Below are 25014 nucleotides of genomic sequence, written 5' to 3'. Positions count from 1 at the left end.
GACATGGGGCTGTCCAGAAAATCAAATCCCATTAAAAACAAAAATCATAAACACCGATATATCTAACACATTAATGGGGGGCGTCAATAAGCCGTAAAAACGACTTATTAGACACCCCATTTCTTACCTCTAGTCAAGTATTTTTTATTAAATAATTTGGTTAATATAGATTTTATTTTGGAAGGAAGGGGGACCCCTTCCTTCCAAAATAAATTTTCGCATGACAAATAGACCTCACGATTTCCATTTTTTTCGTCAGGTCTTTGTGATATAATCTTACTTACGATTACTGATGCATTGTTGCCTTTTCGTAATCGTATTTCAGATTATGTGTGATAAGGTGATAAGCCGATTTCAAGAACTTATTCACGCATGCTATGGACGCAACTTTATGAGGTTTCCTCTGGGGTTGCGTTTTTAATTTATCATAATAATCTACAATATGATTTTGTGTGTTTTTCCGTAGTTGGATCATGGTCTGGATCATGTAAAATAGAATCTTTCTAAGTTTGTTATTTCCTCTTTTATTAATCTTGTCTTTATAAAAGGTATTCCCAGATTGATATCTCATAATATCAATACCGACGTAAGCATTCAGTTGTTTATGGTTTTTGAATCGTCGAATATCTCCTAATTCTCCAATTAAACGAACTGCAGTCGTTTCTCCGATTCCTGGAAATGAAATTAAAATCTGATACTCTTGTTTATCTTTCGATAATTTAACCATCTTTTGGACAAGTTGATCTCTTTTCTCCTTCAAGTCTGCAATCCGTTTGGCATAATCCCGCACTTGTTCACAGCGAATATCATCTTTTGAAATTGCTGGATACGCTTCTTTTGCTGCTTCGATTAAAGCGATCCCTTTTTCTTCAGCACGTGCCAATGATAAGTTTTTTCTTGTGTTGGCTTTTAAACGATTACGAATCACTGTTTTTGAACAAACTAACACATGATCCGGATGAGGGTATAATTGAACGACATTCAAAAATAAAGCAGAACGTTTACTGAATAGCTTTTCTAACTCGGGAAAACTCAATTGTAGAATCGCATGTAAACGACTATATAAATGCGTCATTTCACTACTTAATTCATCATAATATCTCGTCATTGCACGCATTTGTTTATAATATTCCCCTTCTTGATAAGTTTGTTCACGTTCAACTCTAAAGTGAGTTTTCGCAAGTTCATGAGCGTCGCTTTTATCTGTTTTTTGTCTCCTCATTGAAGCCATTTGAATATTCGCTTCGAGTGGGTTAACTCGATAATACATATAACCTTGATCACCTAAGAATCGTTCTAGTGGTTTTGAATATACGCCTGTTGCTTCAAAGACAATATCAGGTGCCTGTGCATCTTTTTGTGTTAAAGATATAAGGGTTTCGTTTAATTTCTCGAAAGAGTAGCGGTTATGGGTTATTTCACCCTCATATTCGCATTGACGATAACGGTCATAAATGGCCATTGTACTTTTCCCCATACTGACATCAAATGCCACTACGTGTTTCATATTTTCTGCCTCTCCTTTTTAGCCAAACATAGAAGTTCTTCACATTGCCTTATTGATTCCATTTTCTTATACACGGTCTCTTCGGACCCAACATACTAAACTGATTCAAATAAGGATGTGAAGTTGGTCTGTTTTTAATACGGACTCTATTTGGTCCCAGGGGATGTTCGACCTTCCTTCACTTCTACTATAAAAAAATAGTAGCACAAACCTTGGCCTAGGTCTGTACTACTAATGTTAGTATGTTTTATGAGACCTTCAGGATACAAGGTCAACCAGCTGCAATTTGCGTTTTTTCAACAAGTGCATCCAAATGACGGATTATTTTGTCGTATATTGCTTGGATAATAAATTCGCAAATTGTTACATGATCCGATATACATCCCCAGTTCGCCTCTAGAGAACCACAGAAAATGGAGAAGAGAAAAATTAACTCAACTTGCTCGTTTATTAAATTCCTCCCTCAACCTCTTCCGGTAAAAAATCTCATTATATGGGAAAAAATATAAAAAGTATGTTGGCCGATCTGACAAAACAACGTTGTATCATTTTTTATTTCGTTAATATAAAAGCAAACATTCCATTCTCATTATGTAAATTTTTTTACATAGGAGGGGTTTAGATGTCAGAGGTGATTCGGAAAACGATTTTATTATTGCAAACTATTCAGCCGAACGAAAATAAAGAAGAGTGGAGTACTACGGAAATCAGTAAAAAGCTCGGTATTCCCGTTCAAACGGTGCACCGATTGCTGACTTGTTTAGAAGAGTATGGATTTGTGTATAAAAACAAACAAACGAGAAAATTCCGTCTAGGCCTTACATTGCTTCAATTAGGTCTTTCCATACGAGACAATCTATCGGTTCGTAATGCTGCAGTACCAATTATGGAAAAGCTGGCCCAAAAAACAAAGGAAAGTGTGTACTTGACCGTACCGGAAGGATGTGAAGGCGTGTTTATTGATTGTGTTGATTCGCCGCATTGGCTTAGAATTGTCGAACCGATTGGAATGCGTCTTCCTTTATGCGTAGGTGCTTCGAAAAAAGTGATTTTAGCATACTTGGAAGAGAAAACAAGAAGCCAAGTGATTAAAGATCTTGTAAAAAATGGAAGGATAAAAGACGTGGATCATCTTCACCGACATTTAATGTTAATTCGAAAGCATGGATATTGTATTTCTTTCGGGGAAACAACAGAAGGAACCGCCAGTGTGGCAGCTCCTATTTTCTCTTGGGAAAATAAAGTGATCGCCTCTTTAAGTGTTGCCGGGCCGGAAACGCGTTTTACGAAAGATGAGTTAGCCGGTTTAATATCTACCACAATCAGAGCCGCAAATGAAATTTCCGAAGAACTAGGCTGGGTACCAAACAGATGACCAAAGGATGAAAAAGTCCATCCTATGGAAGAAAAGGTAACATGGTTTTTGTAATTTTCCCAATATTCGATAAAATGAGCTTTTTTTTGGGAAAAAATTATGGAATATTGTATATAACCACAACCTCTCACAAAAAGTTCCAAAAATTTTTCAACGACTGGAGGGAAAAAAGATGTGCGGGATCAGTGGTGTCATCTTTAAAAATCCAAATCACAAAAGGAAAACAGGCGAAGTCATATTGGCAATGCTGGACAGTTTGTTTCGAAGAGGTCCTGATTCAACAGGAGTTGCCATTCTCCATCCAAAGGAAGAGAACGTCTTATATGTTGATGTGAATTATGAAACAAGGGGCAACGGGGAGAAAATCATTTCCTTCTTAAAAGATAAAGCAGATGTGCTGTATTCATCTGATCATGGCAATTACGTCAGAACAAAAATTTTCCATTCAGGAGATATCCAACATATTGTTCAAGGAATCAGTCAGCTGGACGAAGACATTTCAGTCGCAAACATCGGAGAATCGATTGAAGTGTTGAAATCTTTAGGGGGAGCTCATCTTTTAGATGCGCAATTTAAGCTTTCCGTATATGACGGGCAAGTTGCTGTAGGCCATACAAGAATGGCGACAGAAAGCAAAGTCGATATTTCCCATTCGCAGCCGCTCTGTTGCAATTCTTTCAAAGATTTAACGATTATTCACAATGGCCATGTGACAAACTACATTAAATTGAGAGCATACTACGAAAAGAAAGGCTATCAATTTATAACCGGAAACGATTCGGAAGTGATTGCCGTTTATTTAGTAGATGAAATGAAGAAAGGAGCCAGCTTAAAAGAAGCAATGACAGCATCTGTTCATGATTTAGACGGCTCTTTTAGCTATATTGCTGTTACGCCGACAGCAGTCGGTTTAGCAAAAGAACCTTTTAGTATGAAGCCGATTGTGCTTGCGGAAACTGATGATTTCATCGCTTTTGCTTCTGAAAGCTTAGCAATTACAAATGGCTTTGGGGAAAGCTTGCCAGTAAGAGAACCAGGGGCAGAGGAGGTATTGGTATGGAATCTGTGAAAGAAAGTATAGTAATTGATTGCAAGAGTGAAACGGTGACTTCAATCAACCAAATGATTCGGGATTTTGCGAAAAATAATATAAAGGAGGTCATCATCGAAAACCCTCTCGCACGCCATAACCTTGGAGTATGCATAACAGATCCGATTCATCTCATTTATAACGGAGATGTCGGCTACTATGCAGTGAGTTTATGTGATAAGGTGACAGCGACCATAAACGGGAATTGCGGCTGGGCAGTTGGTGAAAATTTAATGAGCGGAGAAATTGTCGTAAATGGAAATGCAGCGTCTTCCTGTGCAGCTTCGCTGAGAGGCGGTATCGTAGTTGTCAAAGGAGAGGCAGGCGCCAGGGCGGGAATCAGCATGAAGGGAGGGACTTTAATTATTGGCGGTAATACCGGATATATGACCGGTTTTATGATGCAAAAAGGAAAAATGATTATTTGTGGAGATGCTGGGAAAGCGCTGGGAGATTCCATGTATGATGGAGTGATCTATGTTGGCGGGAAAATTGCGGAGCTGGGGAATGGAACAAAGGTAGAGGAAGTGTCGGAAGAGGAAAAAGATGAGATAAAGAGTTTGCTTGATTTCTATCAAATAGAACCGCCGCCCTCTTTTCAAAAAATTGTTCCTAACGGCTTGCTTCATCATTTTAATAAAAAGGAGTTTCGCGTATGGAAAGAAATCTTATAAGAAAAAGCAAGGTGTGGAGTCCGGAAAAAATTGAAGAAATTCAAGAAAAAGCTCAGATTGGACGATATCGCATCCGCGGCCAAGCTACAAAAAGAATGGACTTACCTTCCTTTGACGATCTCGTCTTTACTCCGGCAGGACTGTCAAGGGTACCGCTGGAAGGGTATCGGGAGCGATGCGATACAAAAGTTGTTATAGGAGAAGGAAAGGTGAAACGTCCCCTCGTACTCGAAACACCGATCATGATTGCAGGGATGAGTTTTGGGGCGATTAATGCTCATTCTAAAAAAGCGCTTGGCATTGCAGCGACTAGATGCGGCATCAGTACATGTACGGGCGATGGGGGCATGCATCCGATAGAACGTGAATATTCGGAGAAATTGGTCTACCAATTGCTTCCGAGCCGCTACGGTTTAAATCCTTATGATTTGAAAAAAGCCGATGCGGTAGAAATTGTCGTGAGCCAAGGTGCCAAACCAGGTACGGGCGGAACGCTTCTTGGACATAAAGTTTCTGAAGAAGTGGCAAAAATGCGGGATCTTCCTGCAGGAGTCGATCAACGAAGCCCGTGCCGGCACCCCGATTGGATGGGGCCAGATGATTTAGGGGTAAAAGTAGAGCAAATTCGGGAAGCGACTGATTATGAAGTGCCGATCTTTATTAAAATTGGGGCCGGACGCGTTTATGATGATGTAAAGCTGGCGGCAAAGGTTGGGGTGGAAGCAGTCGTCATTGATGGAATGGAAGGAGGAACCGCTGCCTCACCGGAAATCCAATTGGATCATACAGGGATTCCGACCATTTCCGCTGTAGTTGAAGCAGCTCAAGCACTTTACGATATCGGTATGAAGCACGAAGTAAAGCTAATTATCGGCGGCGGAATCAGCAATGGCGCTGATGCAGCGAAAGCCATCGCACTAGGTGCGGATGTCGTTTATATGGGTTCAGCAATGTTAATTGCCCTTAATTGCCAGCGGCCAATTTATATAGAAGACTACCATGCCTTAGGGACAGAACCTGGTGCATGCCATCATTGCCATACGGGTAAATGCCCGGTCGGTATTGCGACACAAGATCCTGAGTTAATGGCGAGATTAGATCCTACAGCTGCCGCTGAAAGAGTGGAGAATTATATCAATTCGATCACGATGGAAATGCAAATTTTTGCAAGATCGTGCGGAAAAAGCAGAGTCAGTGATTTAGATCCTACCGATTTGCGCTCGTTAACATTAGTCACCTCCTATATTACAGGAGTTCCTCTAGTAGGATTAGGGGGCAAAAAACCGTATTTTGCAAGCCTTGACCATGGGAGTTCATTTAAAGATCTTTTAAAAGTGTAAAAAATAAGGGATGGTGATGATCATTGATCGGTATAGTGGAAAGCAATAACAAGGTGTTGGAGGAGACGTTAAAATATATCGAAGGTAAAAAGATCAAATTGGCGTTAGCCTCCTTTTCGGATTTGAACGGTTCTTTACGTGCGAAATTAATTCCTTCCTCCCGTTTACAGTCAGTCTGCCAATCAGGGGCTGGATTCGCCGGTTTTGCTGTAGGCGATCTCGGCCACGGACCGCATGATCCCGATATATTGTGCATCCCTGATTTGCGTTCTATGACTATATTACCGTGGAATAAAGAGATTGCTTGGTTTGCCGGAACTTTAACGGAAGATGGAACTCCTTGGCCGTTTTGTACGAGAACGATTTTGTTAAATGTGCTGACGCAAGCAAAAAGCATGGGATATACGATGAAAACGGGAGTGGAACCGGAATTTTTCCTTGTGAAACAGGGAGAAGACGGGAAAATTGCCCCGTTTGATGAACAGGATAAAGAATTGAAACCATGTTACCAACAGCAGGCGCTTATGAGAAATATCGAATTTTTAGGCACTTTGATTGAGTATATGAATGAATTGAAATGGAATGTCACACAAGCAGATCATGAAGATGCCAATGGACAATTTGAAATCAATTTTGATTTTTCAGATGCGGTGACGTCTGCTGATCGGCATACATTTTTTAAATATATGATTAGAACCATGGCAGAGGAACGAGGACTAATCGCCACGTTTATGCCGAAGCCATTTTCCAATCTGACCGGGAATGGCTGCCATATGCACTTAAGCTTATGGGATGAGCGGGAAGAACGAAATGTATTTGAAGATGCTCATGATCCAAAAGGCTTTGGATTGTCTGCAGTCGCGTATCATTTTATTGCAGGTATTCTCAATCATGCAAAAGCCTTGGCTGCTATTGTCTGTCCAACTGTCAACTCTTACAAGCGGCTAGGAGCGTTAAATTCCTCATCTGGATCTACATGGGCTCCTAATTTTATTTCTTATGGAGGGAATAACCGCACACAGCTTATTCGCATTCCTGATGCTGGAAGGATTGAGTTTCGGGCCATGGACGGTTCCTGTAATCCGTACCTTGCGACTGCTGCGATTTTAGCAGCGGGATTGGACGGCATCGAAAAGCGGATGGATCCAGGAGATCCATTTAACGGAAATTTATACATGTTCCATTCGATAGAAAATGAATTTGACAAATTGCCTTCTACATTGAATGAAGCGATTGAAGCATTAGAAAGCGATGAAGTGTTAGTCAAGGCACTAGGGGAAACATTTATGGAGACCTTTATTAAACGAAAAAAGGCTGAATGGAAAGAATATCATGACTATGTCAGCGAATGGGAAGTTGAAAAATATTTAAAAGGCTACTAAAAACAAATCGTATTGATTTATATGGAGGAATTCGTATGAATTATGACGGGATGTACGATGTGATTGTTATTGGAGCAGGTTCTGCAGGAAGTGCTGCAGCCTATTATTTAGCCCAAAATGGTCAAAGCGTGTTGATGATTGATCAATTTTCTGTTCCAAATTCCTTTGCAAGCCACGCCGGGGAAACAAGAATGCTGCGATTTGGTTATGGCCAAGGGGAAAAATATGTTGATTTAGTTAAAGAAGCATACCGGTTATGGATGGAACTGCAAGAGCAAACAGGAAAAACGTTATTTTATCAAACAGGCACTTTAGTTGTCGGCGAACGCGATTCATCTTTTGTCAATGAAACGATTCAAAGCTCTATTCATCACAACCTCCCAATTGAAATGTTCACAGCAAGCATGGTGATGAACAAATGGCAAGGCATTCAAATTCCCGAAGATTTTACTGCCTGTTTTGATCCCCAAGCAGGATTTTTGTTATGTGAAGTATGTATTCAAACTTATAAAGAAGAAGCTTTAAAACTGGGAGCCAAACTGTTGGAAAACAATCCTGTCTTAAAGCTGTCCATTCAATCGGATATGTCGGAGGTCATTACGGAGAAGGGACGTTTTCAAGCAGCCAATTTAGTGATCACAGCTGGTGCATGGATTCCGAAATTATTGCCGGAACTCGATTTTCCGATCCAAGTGATCCGAAAACCTGTTGCATGGTTTGCACCGTTGGAGGATGGACTATATGATTTTGGTCAATTTCCTGCTTTTGTCTTTGACACAAAAGAAGGTCATTATTATGGTTTTCCGAATTTTCGGAAAACAGGTGTAAAAATAGGACGTCATGACATGGGGATTGAAAGTGATCCAGATTCCGTGAACAGACTATTTGGTTCTTACTGTGAAGATGAACGTGATGTACGAAGCTTTCTTGAAAAATATATGCCGCAGGCTGCCGGCGAGCTGACCGATGGTAAAATTTGTTTATATTCACTTACTCCTGATAGCGACTTTATTATCGATTTTCATCCAAACTTCAGCAATGTGTTGTTAGCCGGTGGATTTTCCGGACATGGGTTTAAGTTTGCCAGCATCGTTGGGAGCATTTTAGCAGATTTAGTCACGCTTGGGAAAACAAAACATGATATTTCCTTTTTTCGATTAAATCGTTTTGAACAAATCGCTACCGAAAGCTAGAGTAATGAAAAAAGTAAGGAGGAGGATTCCTATGGATGGTTTCGTAAAGAAAAGAGCTTCAATATTTTTCGTTTTTCTTCTTTATCTTTTATTCCTTTTTCCGATTTCAGCCTTTGCGCAAGAGAACGAGCCGGTGGTTGATACGGGGGATACAACTTGGTTGCTCGTAGCAGCGGCTATCGTTATTTTTATGCATGTACCTGGTTTGGCTCTCTTTTATGGAGGGCTTGTAAGTGAACGGAATGTTGTATCAACGATGATGCACAGCTTTGTCAGTCTTTTAACTGTGACCATTGTTTGGGTGCTATGGGGATACAGCCTCAGCTTTGGACAGGATGTAGGGGGAATCATTGGAAAAATGGACTACCTGGCATTTAACGGAGTAGGAGGAGAGGCTGCTTTTGGTTCATTAACCATCCCTCATTATATATTTGCCATTTTTCAAGGTGCATTTGCTGCTATAACGGTTGCGATTATTTCCGGAGGAATTGCAGGGCGTATTTCTTTTCCTGCATGGGTAATGTTTTCGGTTTTATGGATCACCTTTGTTTATGCACCAATGGCTCATTGGGTATGGGGAGGCGGATGGCTTTTTGCCATGGGCGAACTTGATTTTGCTGGAGGTACGGTTGTTCATATACTTTCCGGTGTTAGCGCATTAACAGCTGCACTCGTAATTGGGCCGAGATATGAACATATGAAGAAAAATGATGCTCCTCATAATATTGTTTTATTTCTTATTGGAGCGGCCACTCTTTGGTTTGGCTGGTTCGGTTTTAACGCAGGAAGTGCACTTAGTGCAAATGGTATTACCGCTCTTGCCTTTGCCAATACACAAGTTGCCGCAGCAGCCGGGGGCTTGGGATGGCTGATCATAGAATGGATGGTTCGCAAGCGCCCGACGCTAGTAGGAACTGCCACTGGGGCAATAGGCGGTCTTGTTGGCATAACTCCAGCAGCAGGATTTGTCACAATCCCTTCAGCTTTGATTATTGGACTTGCATCCGCCCCTATCTGCTATTTTGCTATCCATTTTGTGAAAGCACGTCTAAAATATGATGATACGTTAGATGCTTTTGGAGTACATGGCATCTGCGGAATATGGGGATCCATTGCAACAGGACTTTTTGCTACTAAGTCAGTGAATCCGGCAGGGAATAACGGTTTGTTTTATGGAAATCCTGAACAGCTGTTCCATCAGGTTATAGGAGTGATTGTGGCTGTTTTGCTTGCGGCAGTAGGAACATATATTGTTTTGAAAATTGTTTCGCTGTTTACACCGTTGCGTGTGAAAAAAGAAGACGAGCTGCTTGGCCTTGATTTAAGCTTTCATCAAGAACCGGCTTATTCAGATGTTGATCAGTCGATAGAAGAGAAGGGTAAATCAAACGATATTGCTTCTCAAATGTCCTAGCATGGCAATGTATTTTTCATTGGTTGTCAAAACGGCAAAGCTATGACCAATTCAATTGTATACGCATAAAAGAATCCTCACCTGATAAACAGTGTGAGGATTCATGTTTGTTTTGATGAATTTGTAAAAACACAACAAGTAAATTTCGACAAAGAAAAACAGCCGATTATTGTTAATTTTTTATAGTGTAAAGAAAAAGGTTAAAAATCTGTCGTCATGTGATCGTTTTGTTCTCTTATTTCTTTAAAACTATTTTAAGCAAAAAATATACAAAAGGGTGTGGAGCTTGTTTCTGAAATATCTTTCGACTAAATCGGGTATGGGGCTCCCTCCTCTCGTCAGGCGATTTATTCGGCTAACGATTCTCTTTTTTTGCATTTCAGAAACAAGTTATTGGCACAAACAGTTATATTTCAGATCAAGTGATACAAATTATTCAAACCAAGGAACACCAATTAACGTGCGGCCAATCCATTCGCGCAATATTTCGTTTGTGGGTCCCATGACTGCACCTGCTCGACCGTCACGTAAAAATTTTTCCACTTGCCCGGTTAGATATCCTCTTCCTCCAGAAACTTGTAATGCTTGATTTGTAACTTGTATGACTATATCTGCTGCATGAGTTTTGAGTTCCCAAAGCGGGTATAAGCATTCTGACAATTCTTTTCCACTATTTAAACATTGATCCATCCCTTCAGCTGTACGATAAAGCATGCTTCTTGCACTATCGATTAAAATTTGCGCTTTTGCCAATTCGTGGCGAATGACTTGGTAGCCGGCAACTGATTTTCCTGTATCTTTATGGACTTTTTTCTTTGCCTGGTCAATTGCTGCATTCAAGGCTCCTTGAGCAATACCAACCCAGCAAGCACTTGTGCCTAATAAAAAGAGCGGATCAATGACGTTTTCATTATAAACATTCATTCCGCCTTCAGTCCCAAGACGATTTTCAATAGGGACAAAGACATCTTTAAACTTCATCGGTCCGCTTGAATTTCCGCGAAGCCCCATAGCTGAAAAAGGAAAATATTCGATTCCCTTCTGATTATGATCTACAATTAAAAACATTAATGGATCGTCTTCTATGCTATTTGGATAATTGGTGCAAACAATATACCAATCCGCCTCGCCCGCACTGGTGACAAATGATTTTTCCGCATTTAACAAATATCCGTTTCCTTTGCGGGGAGCCGAACTAACAACATTCCAGAAGTGGCTTCCAGTCGCTGGTTCACTAAAGGCTAATGCGCCAATCTTTCCCTTTAGCACCCCAGGAATATAACGCTGCAGCTGCTCTCTAGTTCCAGCTGTATAAAGCGTTTGGACGGCAGCAGTGTGCATAACCCAACACATAGTAGTGGAAGCGCAATATTGAGAAAAACTTTCGGCTAACAAAGCAAATCCAGTTAGTCCAGCGCCAAGGCCTCCGTCGTCAACAGGGATTGTAACTGCTCCAAATCCAGCATCCGCAATTGCTTGTAAGCTTTCCCGAGGATAACGGCACTCCTTGTCTGAAATAGAAGCACGGGGCAGCAGCTCCTTTTTGCCTAATTCATGTGCTTTTTCAATTAGTTTTTCGAATCCTTCTGGGTAAGACCACCATTTTGGAATTTGCATAATTTCTTCCTGCAGTTCTGTCTGATTGACTACCATTGACATCACTCCTCGTATACTAAGTTTCAGAAAGTTTTTTTATCGAATTTCCAGTCCGATACGCTCCTTGACAATCGCATATCTTGGGTGGTTGCCTTTGTGGGAGGGGCGCGCCCCTCCCACAAAGGGTTGAGCGTACCGGGGTTGGACTTTTCGCAATGTTCCTGGATAATGGTCTTAGGATCATCGGGGATACTCTTCTCACTCCTGTAGCTTTGACTACTTGTAAAGTCTGTCTCCTCGGCCCCTGTTTGGACGTCTAACCCGCAGGCTGTTCCCGTTGGTTTTCCCCATGCTGGAAGGAGCAGCTTCCAGGGCAGCCCATGGTCCAACGTGAGTTCTCATATGCGAGGGTGACTGGTCAACAGGCGCGATCCGGGGGCATCCCGAAGAGTCCTACCCCTCGATCCTACAACAATAGGAGGTGATCTCATGAAACTCTACGTCGGGATCGACGTGAGCTCACGCGACTTAGCCACCTGCATTATGGATCATGAAGGAAATACGTGCGCACGCTTCAAAGTGGATAATCATCTTCTGGGCGCCACCTTCCTTCGGGATCAAATCCTCCTGTGGGCTAACAAGCGAAAGCCAACCGAAATTCTGATCGGGATGGAAGCCACCTCGGTCTACAGTTGGCATCCAGCTATGTTTTTCCACCAGCAGGAGGCCTTGCAGGCTTGGAACGTCAAGGTGTTTACGATCAATCCAAAGCTCATTCGCAAGTTTAAAGAAGCCTATGTCGACTTGGAGAAAACGGATGACATCGATGCTTGGATCATTGCGGATCGGCTTCGCTTCGGCCGTCTGAAGATGACGGCTGTCCTCAAGGAGCAGTTTCTCGCGCTTCAGCGACTGACACGCATGCGATATCATCTCGTCCACCAGTTAACCCGTGAGAAACAGTATTTTCTCCAGCACTTGTTTTACAAATGCAGTTCCTTTACCCAAGAGGTGGACAGTTCGATCTTCGGACATGCCATTCTCGAACTGCTGCTTGAGTCGTGGAGCCTCGATGACATCTGCCAAATGGATGTCAAGCAGTTGGCCGACTTCCTGCGCCAAAAAGGGCGCAATCGCTTTGCCGATCCGGAATGCATCGCCAAGTCGATTCAAAAGGCGGCCCGTTCGTCGTATCGGTTGTCCAAGTGTGTCGAGGATTCCATCGACTTGCTGTTAGGGCTGTCGATTCAATCAATCCGCAGCCTGCAATCGCAGCTCAAAGAGCTCGATAAAGCCATTACCCGCCATCTTGAAGGCATTCCGAACACACTGCAAACCATCCCAGGCATCGGACCGGTTTATACCGCAGGCATCCTGGCCGAAATCGGGCAAATCGAGCGGTTTCACAACCAGGCCGCCTTGGCAAAATATGCCGGCTTGACATGGTCCAAGCACCAATCGGGCCGTTTTCAAGCCGAGGACACCTCCCTCATTCGTTCCGGCAATCGCTATCTCCGTTACTACCTAGTGGAGGCTGCCAACTCGGTGCAACGGCATGATGCGACGTTTCGTGCGTACTACCGGAAGAAGTATGAGGAAGTGCCCAAACACCAACATAAACGAGCCCTCGTCCTCACCGCTAGAAAACTCGTGCGTGTGATCGATGCGCTGCTACGCAACGGTCAAATCTACACGCCAAGAAAGGGGGAAGATCGATAAGAGGATCGATCTGGTATACCAATATCAACCTTTAGACCCAGTTTATTACATGTACCAATACTGGGTTTCTTCAGTATTGCCTTTTTTCGGATCATCGGACAAGGGAATTTCCAATTTCTATGATTTTTCACCTTGACATATTACCGCAGGACTTTTTAAAGGTTACTGTTAAGAATGTTAACAAAAATTACAATATTATGAATATTGTGCTTTTATTTTTACATAGACGATTCTTTCAAAGAAACAGAGATTTCCTAAATAGTGGGAATAAATCAAAAACCTTGTCATTACATTTTACAATGATTCGGTACTCTCCCTGTCTCCTTTCCGTGTAAAACATCGTTGCTGATCTCATTATTGGCGCTAATAATGTTAAGTTCTCAAAGAAATAAAATTTCATTGCCTGCTCATGTTGAATGATCCGAAAGGAAAAGCTCTAATTGTCAGAACATTTTACAGATTTTTGCGAATATTCCCGCCATTTGAGAAAAAACGGTTGTGAGAACGTTACGGTTGTTATTATGATAGGATCATCAGAGTTATAAAATAATACATTTTTTGTTACAAAACATAACATAACTCTGATTATAAAAATTGAAAAAGGAGAGTGGAAAGAATGAGTGAATCAGCGGTAACAGCTATGGATCATCAATTTTTAAGTCAAAAGCCAGGAATTCAGCTAATAAAAGCTGGAACGTATGAAAAAATTGAGTTGAACAATGTTTTGAGTATACCGGCTTTGAAAAGTCAAATTATTGACGTTCCGATTAGCCCATTAGAGAAGCCTTTAACAATTGGATATTTCTCTATGCAAAAGTCGGAAGAGTTTGAATTTTTGTATACTTACTTAGAAGTAAAGGTAATTATAAAGGGGCAAATCATCGTCAGAGATGAACAAGGAAACAAATATGTAGGGGAAGCGGGAGATGTTTTTATCTTTACCCCTGAAACGAAAGTGATCTTTGATGCTGAAAGCGATGGAGATGCGATTTATACGGCACATCGATTGCCGGAGCCAACATTTTTAAATTAAACAAATGAAAGAATTTCCCCTTGTCGTAACGCGGCTTCATGGGGAGGTTCTTTCATCCAGTTTTGATCGTGAGGAGGAGAGAGGGCAGTGAGTGTAAAAACGACTAACCAACATATGATCAAAGAAATTCCGCTTATTAAAAGGTTCCCATTTCCATTTCAAAAGGACTCTTACAGGTATTCTAATAATGCGAGGCCTCTAGAATCCGGGAAACTTGCAGATATTACTCCCGAATATTTTGAAGAAATAGATAAAAAGCGTCAAATACTATTAAACCACCATGAACGTGCTTTTCAATCTTTAGAACATTCAATCGATGGACAGTGGGAAGTGCTGGAATTTTTAATAGATGAACTTGCCATTATTTACCCTGAGTATTTCTCGGTTATAAAAAATGGTCATGAATGGACGTTTGAAAATAAGCTTTTGGATGAGAAACATACATTTACTTTTGGCGATCTATCGACATTGCCCTACGAGCCTTTAGATTTTATCGGCAGACACGTTCAAGAGGATCTCATTTTTATGGGGCAAAGAGACGGTGATTTATATATGGATGCAGGACAATTGTGTTTTCCTGCCAATTGGTCGATTGCCTTTGATATTGGCATGACTTACACCGAGTTCCATTCTCCTGTACCGGTTTTTTTCGACAGCGGTTTAGCGAAAAAAGTCCTCAATTTTCTTTTGAGAATCGAGGCAGGGAAACCGTGGACACGGTTAAACTGGACTTTAACAGTGGAGCCAATCCTTGACACGTTCCCTGAGAATTTTGATGAATGGGGTCCAAAAAAGGAAAAGGTAACTTCAGAAAATGCCGGTCAGCTTGTGCACTTAAGAGTGGAGGATCAAAGGCTATTTCGTATGCCGCGAAGCAATGGGATTTTATTTAGTATTCATACTCATTTAATATCACTTGATGAGCTGAAAAAAAATGAAGATTGGTTGAAACGTTTTTTTCGAGTTTTAAAGGATTTACCTGACTATATGGCTGAATATAAAGGATTTAGTTTATACAAAGGAGAAATCATTCGCTATTTAGAAAAAAGCTTGACAGATTGAAATTGGGAAAATTGGAAGAAAATAGCGTGTGAAGAAGCTGTTTTTAAAAAACATGAAAGGAGGAGGATTACATGATGGCGCGAACACTTGAAGTGATTGTAGAACAAATTACGCATGAAACAGCTGCGATTAAAAGTTTTAAGCTAGTGTCAGCAGACCGTTCGCCATTGCCTCGTTTTAGTGGGGGTTCTCATATTACGACTTATTTGCAAACTGAAACAGGCTTAATCGAACGCCACTATTCTCTTACAAGTGATCCGGACAATACAGGCTACTATCGAATCGCCGTTCGCCGCAATGAGGATTCAAATGGAGGATCAATTTATTGGCACGATCATGTGAAAGAAGGGGATAAGATCTCCATTAGTTATCCGAAAAATTATTTTCCGCTAAGCTTTCAAGCAAAACGCCATTTATTTTTTGCAGCTGGGATTGGCATTACACCTTTTCTTTCGATGGCGAAGGAATTAAAAAAGAAGAAGGCTCCATTTGAAATACATTATGCCGCTCCTTCAAAGGAATTATGTGCCTTTTATCGCCATCTCTCCACTTTTTTTTCAGAGGAAACTCATTTTTATTTTTCAAAGGAAAACAAGAAAATGTCAACAAAGTTAATGGAAAATCAACCGATAGGAACCCATGTTTATTTCTGCGGTCCAGAGGCCATGATCAAAGAATTTGCCGATGCTGCCAAAGTCATTGGTTATTCTGAAAAAAGCATCCACTTTGAACTCTTTACACCGCCAAAATCAGGACCGATGCAGCCATTCCGGGTAAAACTCAATAAAAGCAACAAAGTGATTGAGGTGCCTGAAGGGAAAAGCTTGCTGGACACTTTATTACAGCTTCATATTGATGTGCCATATTCATGTAAAATCGGGGGATGCGGCAGCTGTCAGCTGCATGTTTTAAAAGGAGAAATTGACCATCGAGACTTTTTTCTTACCGAAATGGAGAAAAAAGAAAGCAATGTCATTTTAACATGTGTTTCAAGGGCAAAATCCGGCAGTCTTGTTTTAGATCTTTAAGAGCATACAAGAAAGGAGCAAATGGAATTGTGCACACAACAAAGGTTATCGGAATCGATGATTTTGAATTCAAGATAAACGACGTGAAATGTTCTTTTGAGGAGTTGCTGCCGGGATTTCATCAATATGATCGACTAGGAATAGTCGTACGGGAACCGGCAGGAAGTGCTGGTGCTAGCGCCTTGCTTATGGCAGCTGTCACCAGATTTTATGATTTTTATCGTCAGGATTTAACAGATGAGGAGGGCGGACTTCGAATTTATCCTGATTATTTCATTTTCCATGTCGGAAAACAGCACTTAGATCATTATTGGATGGATATATGGCCGCCCCATAAAGAGGTTATCGTGGAGGATGACCCTGAACAAATTTTAGAAGCGATTAACGATCGGGGCATCACCCGGCTGATTGTGGAAGATATCAAACCCGTTCATGCGACTTTTTTACAAGAAACCATCAGCAGTGCGCAGCAACGAATCGTCAGTGCGATAGCATATTCACCGTCAGGACGGGTTCATTTCGGCGATGTGAGTATTGCAAGCTGTCCAGCAGCAGAACGCTTCGTTTTTGACTCGTTTAATAGATCTAAGAAACTTTTTCAACAAACGGCTGCCCAATTAAAACAAAAACGGGAGAATCTATTTGTCAATGGGCGTGTTATTGAAACTTATCGCCGGATTCCTTTAACAGATGCTCTTTATATGCTTACACGCTCGAACGGTCCGGGCTTCACAACTAGCCGTTATCTTTCTATGTTGTAATTTGATAGAAATCAAGTTACGGCAATGCTTTGTTTGCTTAATATTGATTCGAACTAGCTGCAGCTTATCGTTGGAGAATATCCTGATATTCGAAAAATTCGAATTGAGAAAATTACAAATTGCTTATTCGATTCGACCATGTTGAAAAACAAACAAGGAGGTTGAAAAATGACTAAAACAGCAGATGGGAAAACAAGCGCTTCTGAAGCAGATGAATTTTTTGCGCAAAATCAGCAAGCTGGCAATCTATTTCAATTCATCACTGGGAAACAATTTTTGTTTATCATTGATGAACCGATGATTTTGCCAACGTTGATGTTTATTAAAAAAATTCCAGAACAGACGAAGAAACAAATCTATATATTGAAGAAAAATGATAGCAGCCTTCATTCGTATAAGGGGACAGAATTTTTTCCGAATGAAGCGACTGTCCTTTCATCAACATCCAGTGAGGAAATTTACAAAATATTTGAAAGTCAATTTATCGGTACAAAGCTATTTCTTTCAGTTCAATGGTCAATGTTAAAAGAGCTGAAAAAACTGGCATTGCGGGCTGGTTTTAATGAAGATGAGATCCAGGCACAAGGATGGGGGGAGAAAGAGGAAAGGGTATTTTGTGTAAAGTGTTATCATCTGAACAAGCTGACAGCACAAAAACAAGTAACGTGTGAAAAGTGTCATGCATCGTTAGAGGTTTCAAGACACTATTCTAGGCTCCATGATGCATATTTAGGTTATTTAAAAATAATTTCATGAAACAGAAGAAGGAGGGCCTGAAAAATGGTAGGTTAAAGGCTTTGAAATCTTTAGAATAAGGGGATGATCATGTGGAGGGATTTGAACAGTTTGCCGCAATCCAAATAGAAGTATTCTATTGGTGGTGCATTGCAATCATGCTGCAGATCCATGCGGGGTTTTTGGCTCTTGAAGTCGGCATCTCCCGTGTAAAAAACGTATTGGCGACGGCTTTGAAAAATATTATGACGTTAGCAGTCGTGTTACCTGCTTTCTATTTTGTTGGCTGGTGGATATACAATGCGTTTCCAGACGGTTTGATTCCGAGAATGAGTGAAGCGGCATTAGCTGCATTGCCTTGGAGTGAAAATATGGGTCCGAATATAACGGATCATGCGAGTGGAGTTTTCTGGGGTGCTTTTGCGCTGTTTGCTGCTACGACAGCTTCCATCTTATCCGGCGTGCTGATCGAACGGGTTCGATTAAGTGGATTTCTTATTCTTGCCGCTATTCTTGGATCAGTTATTTGGAATTTAGCTGCTTCTTGGGGCTGGCACGGAGAAGGATGGTTTTTAACGCAATTTGGTTATCATGATGTTGCCGCTGCAGGCGTTATTCATGCAATAGCTGGGTTTTTTGCATTAGGAGTCGTGATCAATTTAGGACCTAGAATCGGCAAATATACAGGGGATGGGAAAATTGTTAATATTCTGCCGCATAATCTTCCGTCCACTTTATTAGGGCTGATGCTCATTTATGTTGGGTTTTTCGGCTTCCTCGGAGGCTGTATAATCGCTGTTACAAATGGGGAATGGATGACGATTTACGGTACTCCTACCAATTTATCGGCTTTTGTATTCAATGCTTTAATGGGATTAGCGGGAGGTTTAATAGGGGCATATTTAGGTTCAAAAGGGGAACCGTTTTGGGTCGCTTCAGGCGGGCTGGCCGGGGTTATTTCAGTAGGTTCGGGTTTAGATTTATATCATCCAGCGCTTGCATTTGTTATAGCTGTCATTGGAGGATTGATGTGTCCATTCATTGGAAATTTTCTCGAAAGGAAGGGGATTGATGATCCTGTAGGTGCTATTACCGTCCACGGATTTATCGGGATCTGGTCAGTCCTTGCAGTCGGGATATTTGCCTCCGGCTATCCCAATATAAACGGCCCGGAAATCTCTTTTATTGGACAACTCGTATGTGCAGCGGTTGTGATCCTTCTAGGATTTCTCCCAGGCTACTGGACATCACTGCTTTTGAAAAAGCTTAATATGTTGAGAATACCAAAGCAAGCAGAGATGCTTGGTATTGATTTAACTGAAATACCTGCAACAGCTTTTCCGGAAGGAATTCCATCTACTCAAGAAAATGGAAGATTAAAAATGATCATGTCAAAGAGCAAAACTAGTTAATAAAAGGATAAAAATGTAAAGGAGGAATAGTAAATGAATACAAGTCCAATAACAAATTGGGAGCATGTCGGTGCTTATTTTACCTTTGGCCCGCATTCTATAGGAGTTGTGTTATCGATTATAGCTGCGATCGGCATCTGTGTTGCGTTGATTTACGCAATGTTTCGACATGAGAATCAAGCTTTTTCGGAAGTAAATCTATTAGCTTCGAAAGCAGTTGATGAAAAATTGGATTTTCCGAAAGAGGGTACGTACGCAGATCCATTAATGGAAAATGTAAACTAGTATAAGAGCAGGTTGCTGTCCTGATTTATCAAAATAGGAGTTTTCATACTCAAACTCTTTTTTATTTTAAATTTAACAATAAGAGAGTATTAAGTTTTGTGTCAGCCACAGCCTTGAAAGCTGTGGGATTCTGAAATGAGGAGATTAATCAATTATTATTGGGAGAATAGTACCGACAAGATGATAGCAGAATTTTCTGTTATCAATAAAAGAGGGTTTCGTATGTACACAAAAGAACCGGGCGTTGATTTTTTAACGCTCGGTTTTTCATATAAGGATAAAAATAACATCTGACCTTATAAATGACAAGAAGGCGAACACCGTCTTTTTTACTGAAACATATGAAAAGTAAAAATCAATTCCTATTTTTAAAATTCCATCTCACTTCTACTTTAAAAGGGTGCAGAAAGCTCTTTTTTATTCTTCTTTCCATCCGAAAACGGCGGAAATTTCTTTTCCTTTTATAAGCAAATATTCGCTTAGCTCATGTTCGATGGTGTCTGGAATCGATTTTTCAAAGCCGACAACAATAATAGACCCTAAAATTTCCCGCTCAAAATTAAAAATCGGAATGGCGGCAGAAGCGATGCTTGGCGCTAAAGCTTCCTGCGCAAACGATATTTTTTGATCAGCAATAAGCTGAAACTCTGTTATTAGCTCGTCTTTCGCCTGTTTGCTTAGCTTTGACAACTCCGATTCCTTCCAAACGTTTACACTTGGATCGTTTTTAAATGCCGCAAAAAGTTTTCCGGCTGCCGAGGAGATCGGAAGGATTGTTCCGACCTGTCCGCCTAAGTTAAGCCCTAAATGACTATGGATCATTTTGACGATCATTGGGCCGTTTGTTGTCCATACGGCAAGGAGAGTCGTTTCTTTCGATTTGGCATTAATTTCATGCAAAAATGGCGTGATTTTGCCAATGAGATCCTCTTGATTGACAGCTGCCATTCCATATTGAATGAGTGTGCTCCCTAAAGAGTATAAGCCGCTTCCTTTATCCCGATGAAGGACACCGAGATTCGTAAGGGTATTTAAATATTTATATAAATTGCTTTTTGCTATATTAGTATAATGATGAATGTCGTTAAATTTCATCGGACTGCCGTTTTTGGCAATCAGGTCAATAATTGAGAATCCTACAAGCAAAGACTGAATTTGTGCATGTTTTTTATTTTCTGTCATTGCTAAAACCATCCTTCAACTGATAGGCATACTTCATCTTATTTTACCACTTCAACAAAATTTTTTCTATATTTTCAAAAAACTACTAAGACTTTGTCAATGAAAATATAAACTAGCAATAGATGAAGTGTGAAAGGATAAAAAATTTGTCCGGGATGCGAGAAAAATCCTCTCAAAAAAGTCTGAAGAGAAAAATGAAGTTCCTCGCCATTTGCTTAATGATGGCAAACTGTTTTTTTATTGCATCAATTTAAGAAATTTCATTTTCGGACTGCTCTCAGTATATTCTTTATTCCTTTTACTCATCCTGCATTCCCTTTAAAAAAGAATAAGTAGATTGGAAAATTATTATCATATGAAAATACGAGGAAAGGTTACTTATAAAGCATTCCATTACATGAAATGATATCCAAAAAATTTATCTTCCAATTGAGATTTTATGCTATACTGAAGAAGTCTAAAAAATTTTTGAAAGTTTTGATAAGTAATTGACATCCGGCTGAACAAGCAGTACATTTTATTTATATATAATTAAACCTATTACTTTAGTGGGTTTAATTTTGCGAATATATAAGTTTAGAATTGAAGGGAGAAATAAACTATGTCAAACGAAAGAAAACTTCAGCCCGAAACGCTAGCTGTACATGCAGGACAGGTGCCTGATCCGACGACTTTGTCGAGAGCTGTTCCGATCTACCAAACGACTTCGTATGTATTTGAAGACAGTCAGCATGGGGCAGATTTATTCAGTTTAAAGAAAGAAGGAAATATTTACACAAGGATCATGAATCCAACGACTGATGTATTTGAAAAGCGTGTAGCTGCGCTTGAAGGCGGAATTGGGGCGCTGGCGCTTTCATCTGGACAAGCTGCTGTTTTTTATTCGATTTTGAATATTGCTGGAAGCGGCGATGAAATTGTTTCTTCATTTAGCTTATATGGCGGAACCTATAATTTGTTCACACATACTTTGCCGAAGTTTGGCATCACGGTAAAATTTGCCGATACGACGGATCCGCAAAATCTTGAAGCAGCGATTACTGAAAAGACAAAAGCAATATTTGCCGAGACGATCGGAAACCCAAGAGGGGATGTGCTTGATATTGAAGCGGTGGCAGCAATCGCTCATAAACATTCAATTCCGCTTATCGTTGACAATACAATTCCAAGCCCTTACTTGCTCCGTCCGATTGAATTCGGCGCAGATATAGTTGTTCATTCGGCTACGAAATTTATTGGAGGACACGGAAATTCAATCGGAGGCGTCATTGTCGACAGCGGCAAGTTTGATTGGAAAGGAAGCGGCAAATTCCCTGAGTTCACCGAGCCGGACCCAAGCTATCATGGTCTCGTTTATGCTGATGACATTGGTGAAGCTGCATATATTACGAAGGCGCGCATTCAACTGTTGAGAGACCTTGGAGCTTCACTTTCTCCATTCAATTCATTTTTATTCTTGCAAGGGCTTGAAACGCTTCATTTGCGAATGCAGCGCCACAGTGAAAATGCGCTTGCAGTTGCGAATTATTTACTTGAGCATGAAGCGGTCGAATCTGTCAGCTATCCAGGCTTGAAAAATCACCCTTCATTCGAACTTGCACAAAAATATTTGCCGAAAGGTCAGGGAGCCATTTTGACATTCGAAATTAAAGGCGGCGTTGATGCAGGAAGAAAACTGATCGATTCGGTTCAATTATTTTCAAACCTTGCCAACATCGGCGATTCGAAATCGTTGATTATTCATCCTGCCAGCACGACTCATCAGCAATTAACGAGCGAAGAGCAGCTGGCAACAGGTGTTACACCTGGTCTTGTCCGGTTATCAGTCGGTACGGAATCGGTTGATGACATTATTTACGATCTGGAACAAGCGATTCGAGCAAGCCAAGCTTAAGATCGTATCGCCAGTTAAAAATTTTGCAGGGATTGCGGCATAAGCCCACTTCACACTGAAAAGCAGCAGGCAACCTTCAGCTGCTTTCATATCGAAAGAAGTAGAGGAAAACGACTGTTTTTCTCTACTTTTATTTTATGGACTTATGGACATCCTCTGCATATTACCGTTTCCCGAAACCAGCGCTCATAGCAGTATGAAACTAGAGAGAAAACTGCCGTGGTTTAGCTGTCGTCAAAACCACCCTCGCTGTAAAATTCTCTCGTTTCATTTATAGGTAAAAATGATACATATGTTGATTTTAGGGGGCTGTCTAATAAGTCGATTTTCCGGCCTTATAGACGCCCCCTTTAATGTTTTAGAAACGTTGATATATCGATGTTTATGATTTTTTGTTTTTAATGGGGATTTGATTTTCTGGACACCACCGTTTTAATTTTAATTTCCAGAAAATAAATAACATTTTAATTTTTTTCGTTGACAGAACCTGTTGTTTTTATTAATATTTTGTTAAATAAACGATAGTAAAAAAAACGTAATATAACAGAGAGGTGACACCGGTGTCCGACAAATATGTGGTGCATTGTTCCTTTTGCGATTCTACAAATGTTAAGAAAATAGCTGTTTTCGGCACTGCTCAGCTCGTTTCTCAATATTACTGCAACCAATGTAAAAGCGTTTTTGAATTTATAAGATGGCAAAATGATTTGAACAAAGGGGTGTAGTCTGTTTGACGATCCAAACGGTTGGAGTTGTAGGAAGCGGAACGATGGGCTCTGGCATTGCCCAAACGTGTGTGCAGCATGGATTTCGTGTATTGCTTTATGATTTAAATGATGCGATCGTTCAGAAAGCATTTACTCAAATTAAAAAACGCCTTAACAGATTAGTAGAAAAGGGAAAAATGGAGGAACAAACGTTTCAAGATTCAATATCACGAATTGAGACTTGCACCGATTTATCACTGATGAAAGCGTGTGATCTTGTGATTGAAGCAGTTCCGGAAAAAATCAATATTAAAAAAGACATTTTCCAAGCGCTGGATGAACATTGTCCAGAACAAACCATTTTAACCACCAACACATCATCGTTTTCTGTCACTGAAATTGCAAGCGTTACCAAAACAGGGGAAAGAGTGGCAGGTCTTCATTTTTTTAATCCGGTTCCGCTAATGCCTTTAGTAGAAGTCGTAAGAGGGGTGAAAACATCTGAGGACACGTTGAAAAAGCTTGCACAATTTGTCTCTTCTCTTCATAAAGATCCGGTTGTTTGCGAAGACACACCGGGATTTATTGTAAACAGAATTGCCCGTCCTTTTTACAATGAAGCATTGAAAATTGCAGGTGAACGTTTGGCGAAGCCCGAACAGATTGACAGGATCATGAAAAAGGCTGGACGTTTTAAAATGGGTCCTTTTGAACTGCAAGATTTAATTGGTATTGATGTGAATTTTTCCACAACGGAAACCGTCTACAATAGTTTTTTCGGAGAGGAAAGATTTCGTCCGCATTATTTGCAGCAGCGCATGGTTCAGTCAGGTAAGCTTGGCAGAAAGGCCGGTGAAGGATATTATCGCTATGAAAACTAAATCATTCACTGTAAAAGTAGCTGGAGAAGGCTCTTTAGCCGATTCGATCATAGCGCAATTGCGCGAAACAGGCCATCAGCTCGAAGATCAATCGGCTGTTCATTCAAATTTTGATATTGTGATCGAAACGACAAATCTCGACATCGACCAAAAGAAAAAACTGTTGGTCGAAATCGAAAAAACATTGCCAAAGGAAACGGTCATTTTGTCTACATGTCTTGGTGTAACAGCAACAGAAACCGCTTCTTGGCTCCAACATCCTGAACGATTAGTCGGATTTGCCGCATTTTTCCCTTGGGAAGATTGTGAACTTGTCGAACTTGCACCGGCTTTGCAAACCGAAAAAGAAAATGTTGAGAAAGCTAAGCAGTTTTTTGAAGAAGTTGGAAAAGAGGTCGAAGTAGTGGAAGACGGCGTAGGATTAGTATTTCCTAGAATTTTATCATTAATTATTAATGAAGCTGCTTTTGCTTTAACAGAAGGTGTTGCAAGTGCAGAGGACATAGACAAAGCAATGATGAAAGGAACGAATTACCCGATGGGCCCCCTTCGCTGGGCGGATCATATCGGTATTGATGATGTTTATGCTGTTTTAGCCGGACTGTTTAAAGAAACAGGGGAGGACCGCTACCGGCCTGCTCCATTTATCAAAAAGATGGTGTATGCCAAATGGTTCGGAAAGAAAACGGGAAGAGGCTTTTATCAATATGATTAAAAATTCCGGTTGATGATGGTAACTTCGGG

The 25014-nt window shown here is 40.7% G+C and carries 22 protein-coding genes; 19 read left to right on the top strand and 3 right to left on the bottom strand.

Going from position 1 to position 25014, the window contains the following annotated elements; all coding sequences use genetic code 11:
• Window positions 1-286 precede the first annotated feature (286 nt).
• Window positions 287-1507, bottom strand: coding sequence for an IS110 family transposase (locus NSQ61_RS09210; RefSeq protein ID WP_340806813.1), 1221 nt, complete (start codon window positions 1505-1507; stop codon window positions 287-289).
• A gap of 622 nt (window positions 1508-2129) precedes the next feature.
• Between NSQ61_RS09210 and NSQ61_RS09205 the strand changes: the two genes are divergently transcribed.
• The 7 genes from NSQ61_RS09205 to NSQ61_RS09175 all read left to right on the top strand — a co-directional run bounded on the left by NSQ61_RS09205 (window position 2130) and on the right by NSQ61_RS09175 (window position 9975).
• Window positions 2130-2882 carry an IclR family transcriptional regulator gene (locus NSQ61_RS09205; protein ID WP_063389445.1) on the top strand — a complete coding sequence of 251 codons (753 nt, stop codon included), beginning with the start codon at window positions 2130-2132 and terminating at the stop codon, window positions 2880-2882.
• Between the two features lie 172 nt (window positions 2883-3054).
• Window positions 3055-3951, top strand: coding sequence for a class II glutamine amidotransferase (locus tag NSQ61_RS09200; RefSeq protein WP_063389444.1), 897 nt, complete (start codon window positions 3055-3057; stop codon window positions 3949-3951).
• A complete protein-coding gene (locus tag NSQ61_RS09195; protein WP_063389443.1) occupies window positions 3939-4646 on the top strand; it encodes a GltB/FmdC/FwdC-like GXGXG domain-containing protein in 708 nt (235 codons plus the stop codon). The genes NSQ61_RS09200 and NSQ61_RS09195 overlap by 13 nt, the downstream gene beginning before the upstream one ends.
• Window positions 4628-5986, top strand: a complete 1359-nt coding sequence (locus tag NSQ61_RS09190; RefSeq protein ID WP_063389442.1) for an FMN-binding glutamate synthase family protein — start codon at window positions 4628-4630, stop codon at window positions 5984-5986. Before NSQ61_RS09195 ends, NSQ61_RS09190 begins: the two co-directional genes overlap by 19 nt.
• 23 nt (window positions 5987-6009) lie before the next feature.
• Window positions 6010-7368 (top strand): type III glutamate--ammonia ligase, encoded by a 1359-nt coding sequence (gene glnT, locus NSQ61_RS09185; protein ID WP_199757349.1) that lies wholly within the window; start codon window positions 6010-6012, stop codon window positions 7366-7368.
• 35 nt (window positions 7369-7403) lie between these two features.
• Entirely contained in the window at window positions 7404-8561 is a 1158-nt protein-coding gene (gene solA / locus NSQ61_RS09180; protein ID WP_063389441.1) for an N-methyl-L-tryptophan oxidase, read from the top strand.
• Between the two features lie 31 nt (window positions 8562-8592).
• Window positions 8593-9975, top strand: coding sequence for an ammonium transporter (locus NSQ61_RS09175; protein ID WP_340806808.1), 1383 nt, complete (start codon window positions 8593-8595; stop codon window positions 9973-9975).
• 432 nt (window positions 9976-10407) lie between these two features.
• Here NSQ61_RS09175 and NSQ61_RS09170 read toward each other — a convergent pair whose 3' ends face one another.
• On the bottom strand, window positions 10408-11628 hold the full coding sequence (locus NSQ61_RS09170; protein WP_339211256.1) for an acyl-CoA dehydrogenase family protein: 1221 nt from the start codon (window positions 11626-11628) through the stop codon (window positions 10408-10410).
• 432 nt (window positions 11629-12060) lie between these two features.
• On the opposite strand from NSQ61_RS09170, the gene NSQ61_RS09165 reads away from it, so the two are divergent.
• From NSQ61_RS09165 to NSQ61_RS09130, 8 genes are all read left to right on the top strand, one after another.
• Window positions 12061-13290 (top strand): IS110 family transposase, encoded by a 1230-nt coding sequence (locus NSQ61_RS09165; protein ID WP_027725928.1) that lies wholly within the window; start codon window positions 12061-12063, stop codon window positions 13288-13290.
• A gap of 616 nt (window positions 13291-13906) precedes the next feature.
• Window positions 13907-14323, top strand: a complete 417-nt coding sequence (locus NSQ61_RS09160) for a hypothetical protein (RefSeq protein WP_066251087.1) — start codon at window positions 13907-13909, stop codon at window positions 14321-14323.
• An 87-nt stretch (window positions 14324-14410) separates the two neighbouring features.
• The gene (locus NSQ61_RS09155; RefSeq protein ID WP_235600511.1) at window positions 14411-15385 is read left to right on the top strand and encodes a heme-dependent oxidative N-demethylase family protein; all 975 of its coding nucleotides are present in this window, start codon (window positions 14411-14413) and stop codon (window positions 15383-15385) included.
• Window positions 15386-15456: 71 nt separating this feature from the next.
• On the top strand, window positions 15457-16413 hold the full coding sequence (locus tag NSQ61_RS09150; protein ID WP_340733431.1) for a PDR/VanB family oxidoreductase: 957 nt from the start codon (window positions 15457-15459) through the stop codon (window positions 16411-16413).
• A 29-nt stretch (window positions 16414-16442) separates the two neighbouring features.
• On the top strand, window positions 16443-17174 hold the full coding sequence (locus NSQ61_RS09145; protein WP_063389437.1) for a hypothetical protein: 732 nt from the start codon (window positions 16443-16445) through the stop codon (window positions 17172-17174).
• Window positions 17175-17342: 168 nt separating this feature from the next.
• Window positions 17343-17930, top strand: coding sequence for a dimethylamine monooxygenase subunit DmmA family protein (locus NSQ61_RS09140; protein ID WP_063389436.1), 588 nt, complete (start codon window positions 17343-17345; stop codon window positions 17928-17930).
• Between the two features lie 71 nt (window positions 17931-18001).
• On the top strand, window positions 18002-19321 hold the full coding sequence (locus NSQ61_RS09135) for an ammonium transporter (protein ID WP_340806805.1): 1320 nt from the start codon (window positions 18002-18004) through the stop codon (window positions 19319-19321).
• A gap of 33 nt (window positions 19322-19354) precedes the next feature.
• On the top strand, window positions 19355-19606 hold the full coding sequence (locus tag NSQ61_RS09130; protein WP_327847659.1) for a hypothetical protein: 252 nt from the start codon (window positions 19355-19357) through the stop codon (window positions 19604-19606).
• 417 nt (window positions 19607-20023) lie between these two features.
• Here the strand turns inward: NSQ61_RS09130 and NSQ61_RS09125 are convergent, their stop codons facing one another.
• A complete protein-coding gene (locus NSQ61_RS09125; protein WP_339194926.1) occupies window positions 20024-20788 on the bottom strand; it encodes an IclR family transcriptional regulator in 765 nt (254 codons plus the stop codon).
• A gap of 601 nt (window positions 20789-21389) precedes the next feature.
• Between NSQ61_RS09125 and NSQ61_RS09120 the strand changes: the two genes are divergently transcribed.
• The 4 genes from NSQ61_RS09120 to NSQ61_RS09110 all read left to right on the top strand — a co-directional run bounded on the left by NSQ61_RS09120 (window position 21390) and on the right by NSQ61_RS09110 (window position 24985).
• The gene (locus NSQ61_RS09120) at window positions 21390-22682 is read left to right on the top strand and encodes a homocysteine synthase (RefSeq protein WP_063389432.1); all 1293 of its coding nucleotides are present in this window, start codon (window positions 21390-21392) and stop codon (window positions 22680-22682) included.
• A gap of 551 nt (window positions 22683-23233) precedes the next feature.
• Complete coding sequence (locus NSQ61_RS20275; protein WP_422386932.1) at window positions 23234-23407, top strand: PaaD-like zinc ribbon domain-containing protein; 174 nt, start codon at window positions 23234-23236, stop codon at window positions 23405-23407.
• Between the two features lie 5 nt (window positions 23408-23412).
• On the top strand, window positions 23413-24270 hold the full coding sequence (locus tag NSQ61_RS09115) for a 3-hydroxyacyl-CoA dehydrogenase NAD-binding domain-containing protein (RefSeq protein WP_130156789.1): 858 nt from the start codon (window positions 23413-23415) through the stop codon (window positions 24268-24270).
• Window positions 24260-24985, top strand: a complete 726-nt coding sequence (locus tag NSQ61_RS09110; protein ID WP_066251107.1) for a 3-hydroxyacyl-CoA dehydrogenase family protein — start codon at window positions 24260-24262, stop codon at window positions 24983-24985. The genes NSQ61_RS09115 and NSQ61_RS09110 overlap by 11 nt, the downstream gene beginning before the upstream one ends.
• Window positions 24986-25014 lie beyond the last annotated feature (29 nt).

Origin of the sequence: Aeribacillus sp. FSL K6-1121 (assembly GCF_038003725.1) — a bacterium.
GTDB lineage: Bacteria > Bacillota > Bacilli > Bacillales > Aeribacillaceae > Aeribacillus > Aeribacillus composti.
Note: the sequence above shows the minus strand (reverse complement) of the source record. Positions and strands in the feature narration are given on the sequence as shown.

What these genes read in the sequence shown, in the direction of transcription:
- NSQ61_RS09170 (WP_339211256.1), bottom strand. Translation starts at nt 11,628, where the DNA reads ATGGTAGTCAATCAGACAGAACTGCAGGAAGAAATTATGCAAATTCCA.
- NSQ61_RS09120 (WP_063389432.1), top strand. Translation starts at nt 21,390, where the DNA reads ATGTCAAACGAAAGAAAACTTCAGCCCGAAACGCTAGCTGTACATGCA.
- NSQ61_RS09140 (WP_063389436.1), top strand. Translation starts at nt 17,343, where the DNA reads ATGACTAAAACAGCAGATGGGAAAACAAGCGCTTCTGAAGCAGATGAA.
- NSQ61_RS09195 (WP_063389443.1), top strand. Translation starts at nt 3,939, where the DNA reads ATGGAATCTGTGAAAGAAAGTATAGTAATTGATTGCAAGAGTGAAACG.
- NSQ61_RS09175 (WP_340806808.1), top strand. Translation starts at nt 8,593, where the DNA reads ATGGATGGTTTCGTAAAGAAAAGAGCTTCAATATTTTTCGTTTTTCTT.
- NSQ61_RS09165 (WP_027725928.1), top strand. Translation starts at nt 12,061, where the DNA reads ATGAAACTCTACGTCGGGATCGACGTGAGCTCACGCGACTTAGCCACC.
- NSQ61_RS09125 (WP_339194926.1), bottom strand. Translation starts at nt 20,788, where the DNA reads ATGACAGAAAATAAAAAACATGCACAAATTCAGTCTTTGCTTGTAGGA.
- NSQ61_RS09110 (WP_066251107.1), top strand. Translation starts at nt 24,260, where the DNA reads ATGAAAACTAAATCATTCACTGTAAAAGTAGCTGGAGAAGGCTCTTTA.
- NSQ61_RS09200 (WP_063389444.1), top strand. Translation starts at nt 3,055, where the DNA reads ATGTGCGGGATCAGTGGTGTCATCTTTAAAAATCCAAATCACAAAAGG.
- NSQ61_RS09150 (WP_340733431.1), top strand. Translation starts at nt 15,457, where the DNA reads ATGATGGCGCGAACACTTGAAGTGATTGTAGAACAAATTACGCATGAA.
- NSQ61_RS09190 (WP_063389442.1), top strand. Translation starts at nt 4,628, where the DNA reads ATGGAAAGAAATCTTATAAGAAAAAGCAAGGTGTGGAGTCCGGAAAAA.
- NSQ61_RS09160 (WP_066251087.1), top strand. Translation starts at nt 13,907, where the DNA reads ATGAGTGAATCAGCGGTAACAGCTATGGATCATCAATTTTTAAGTCAA.
- NSQ61_RS09205 (WP_063389445.1), top strand. Translation starts at nt 2,130, where the DNA reads ATGTCAGAGGTGATTCGGAAAACGATTTTATTATTGCAAACTATTCAG.
- NSQ61_RS09210 (WP_340806813.1), bottom strand. Translation starts at nt 1,507, where the DNA reads ATGAAACACGTAGTGGCATTTGATGTCAGTATGGGGAAAAGTACAATG.
- solA (WP_063389441.1), top strand. Translation starts at nt 7,404, where the DNA reads ATGAATTATGACGGGATGTACGATGTGATTGTTATTGGAGCAGGTTCT.
- NSQ61_RS09130 (WP_327847659.1), top strand. Translation starts at nt 19,355, where the DNA reads ATGAATACAAGTCCAATAACAAATTGGGAGCATGTCGGTGCTTATTTT.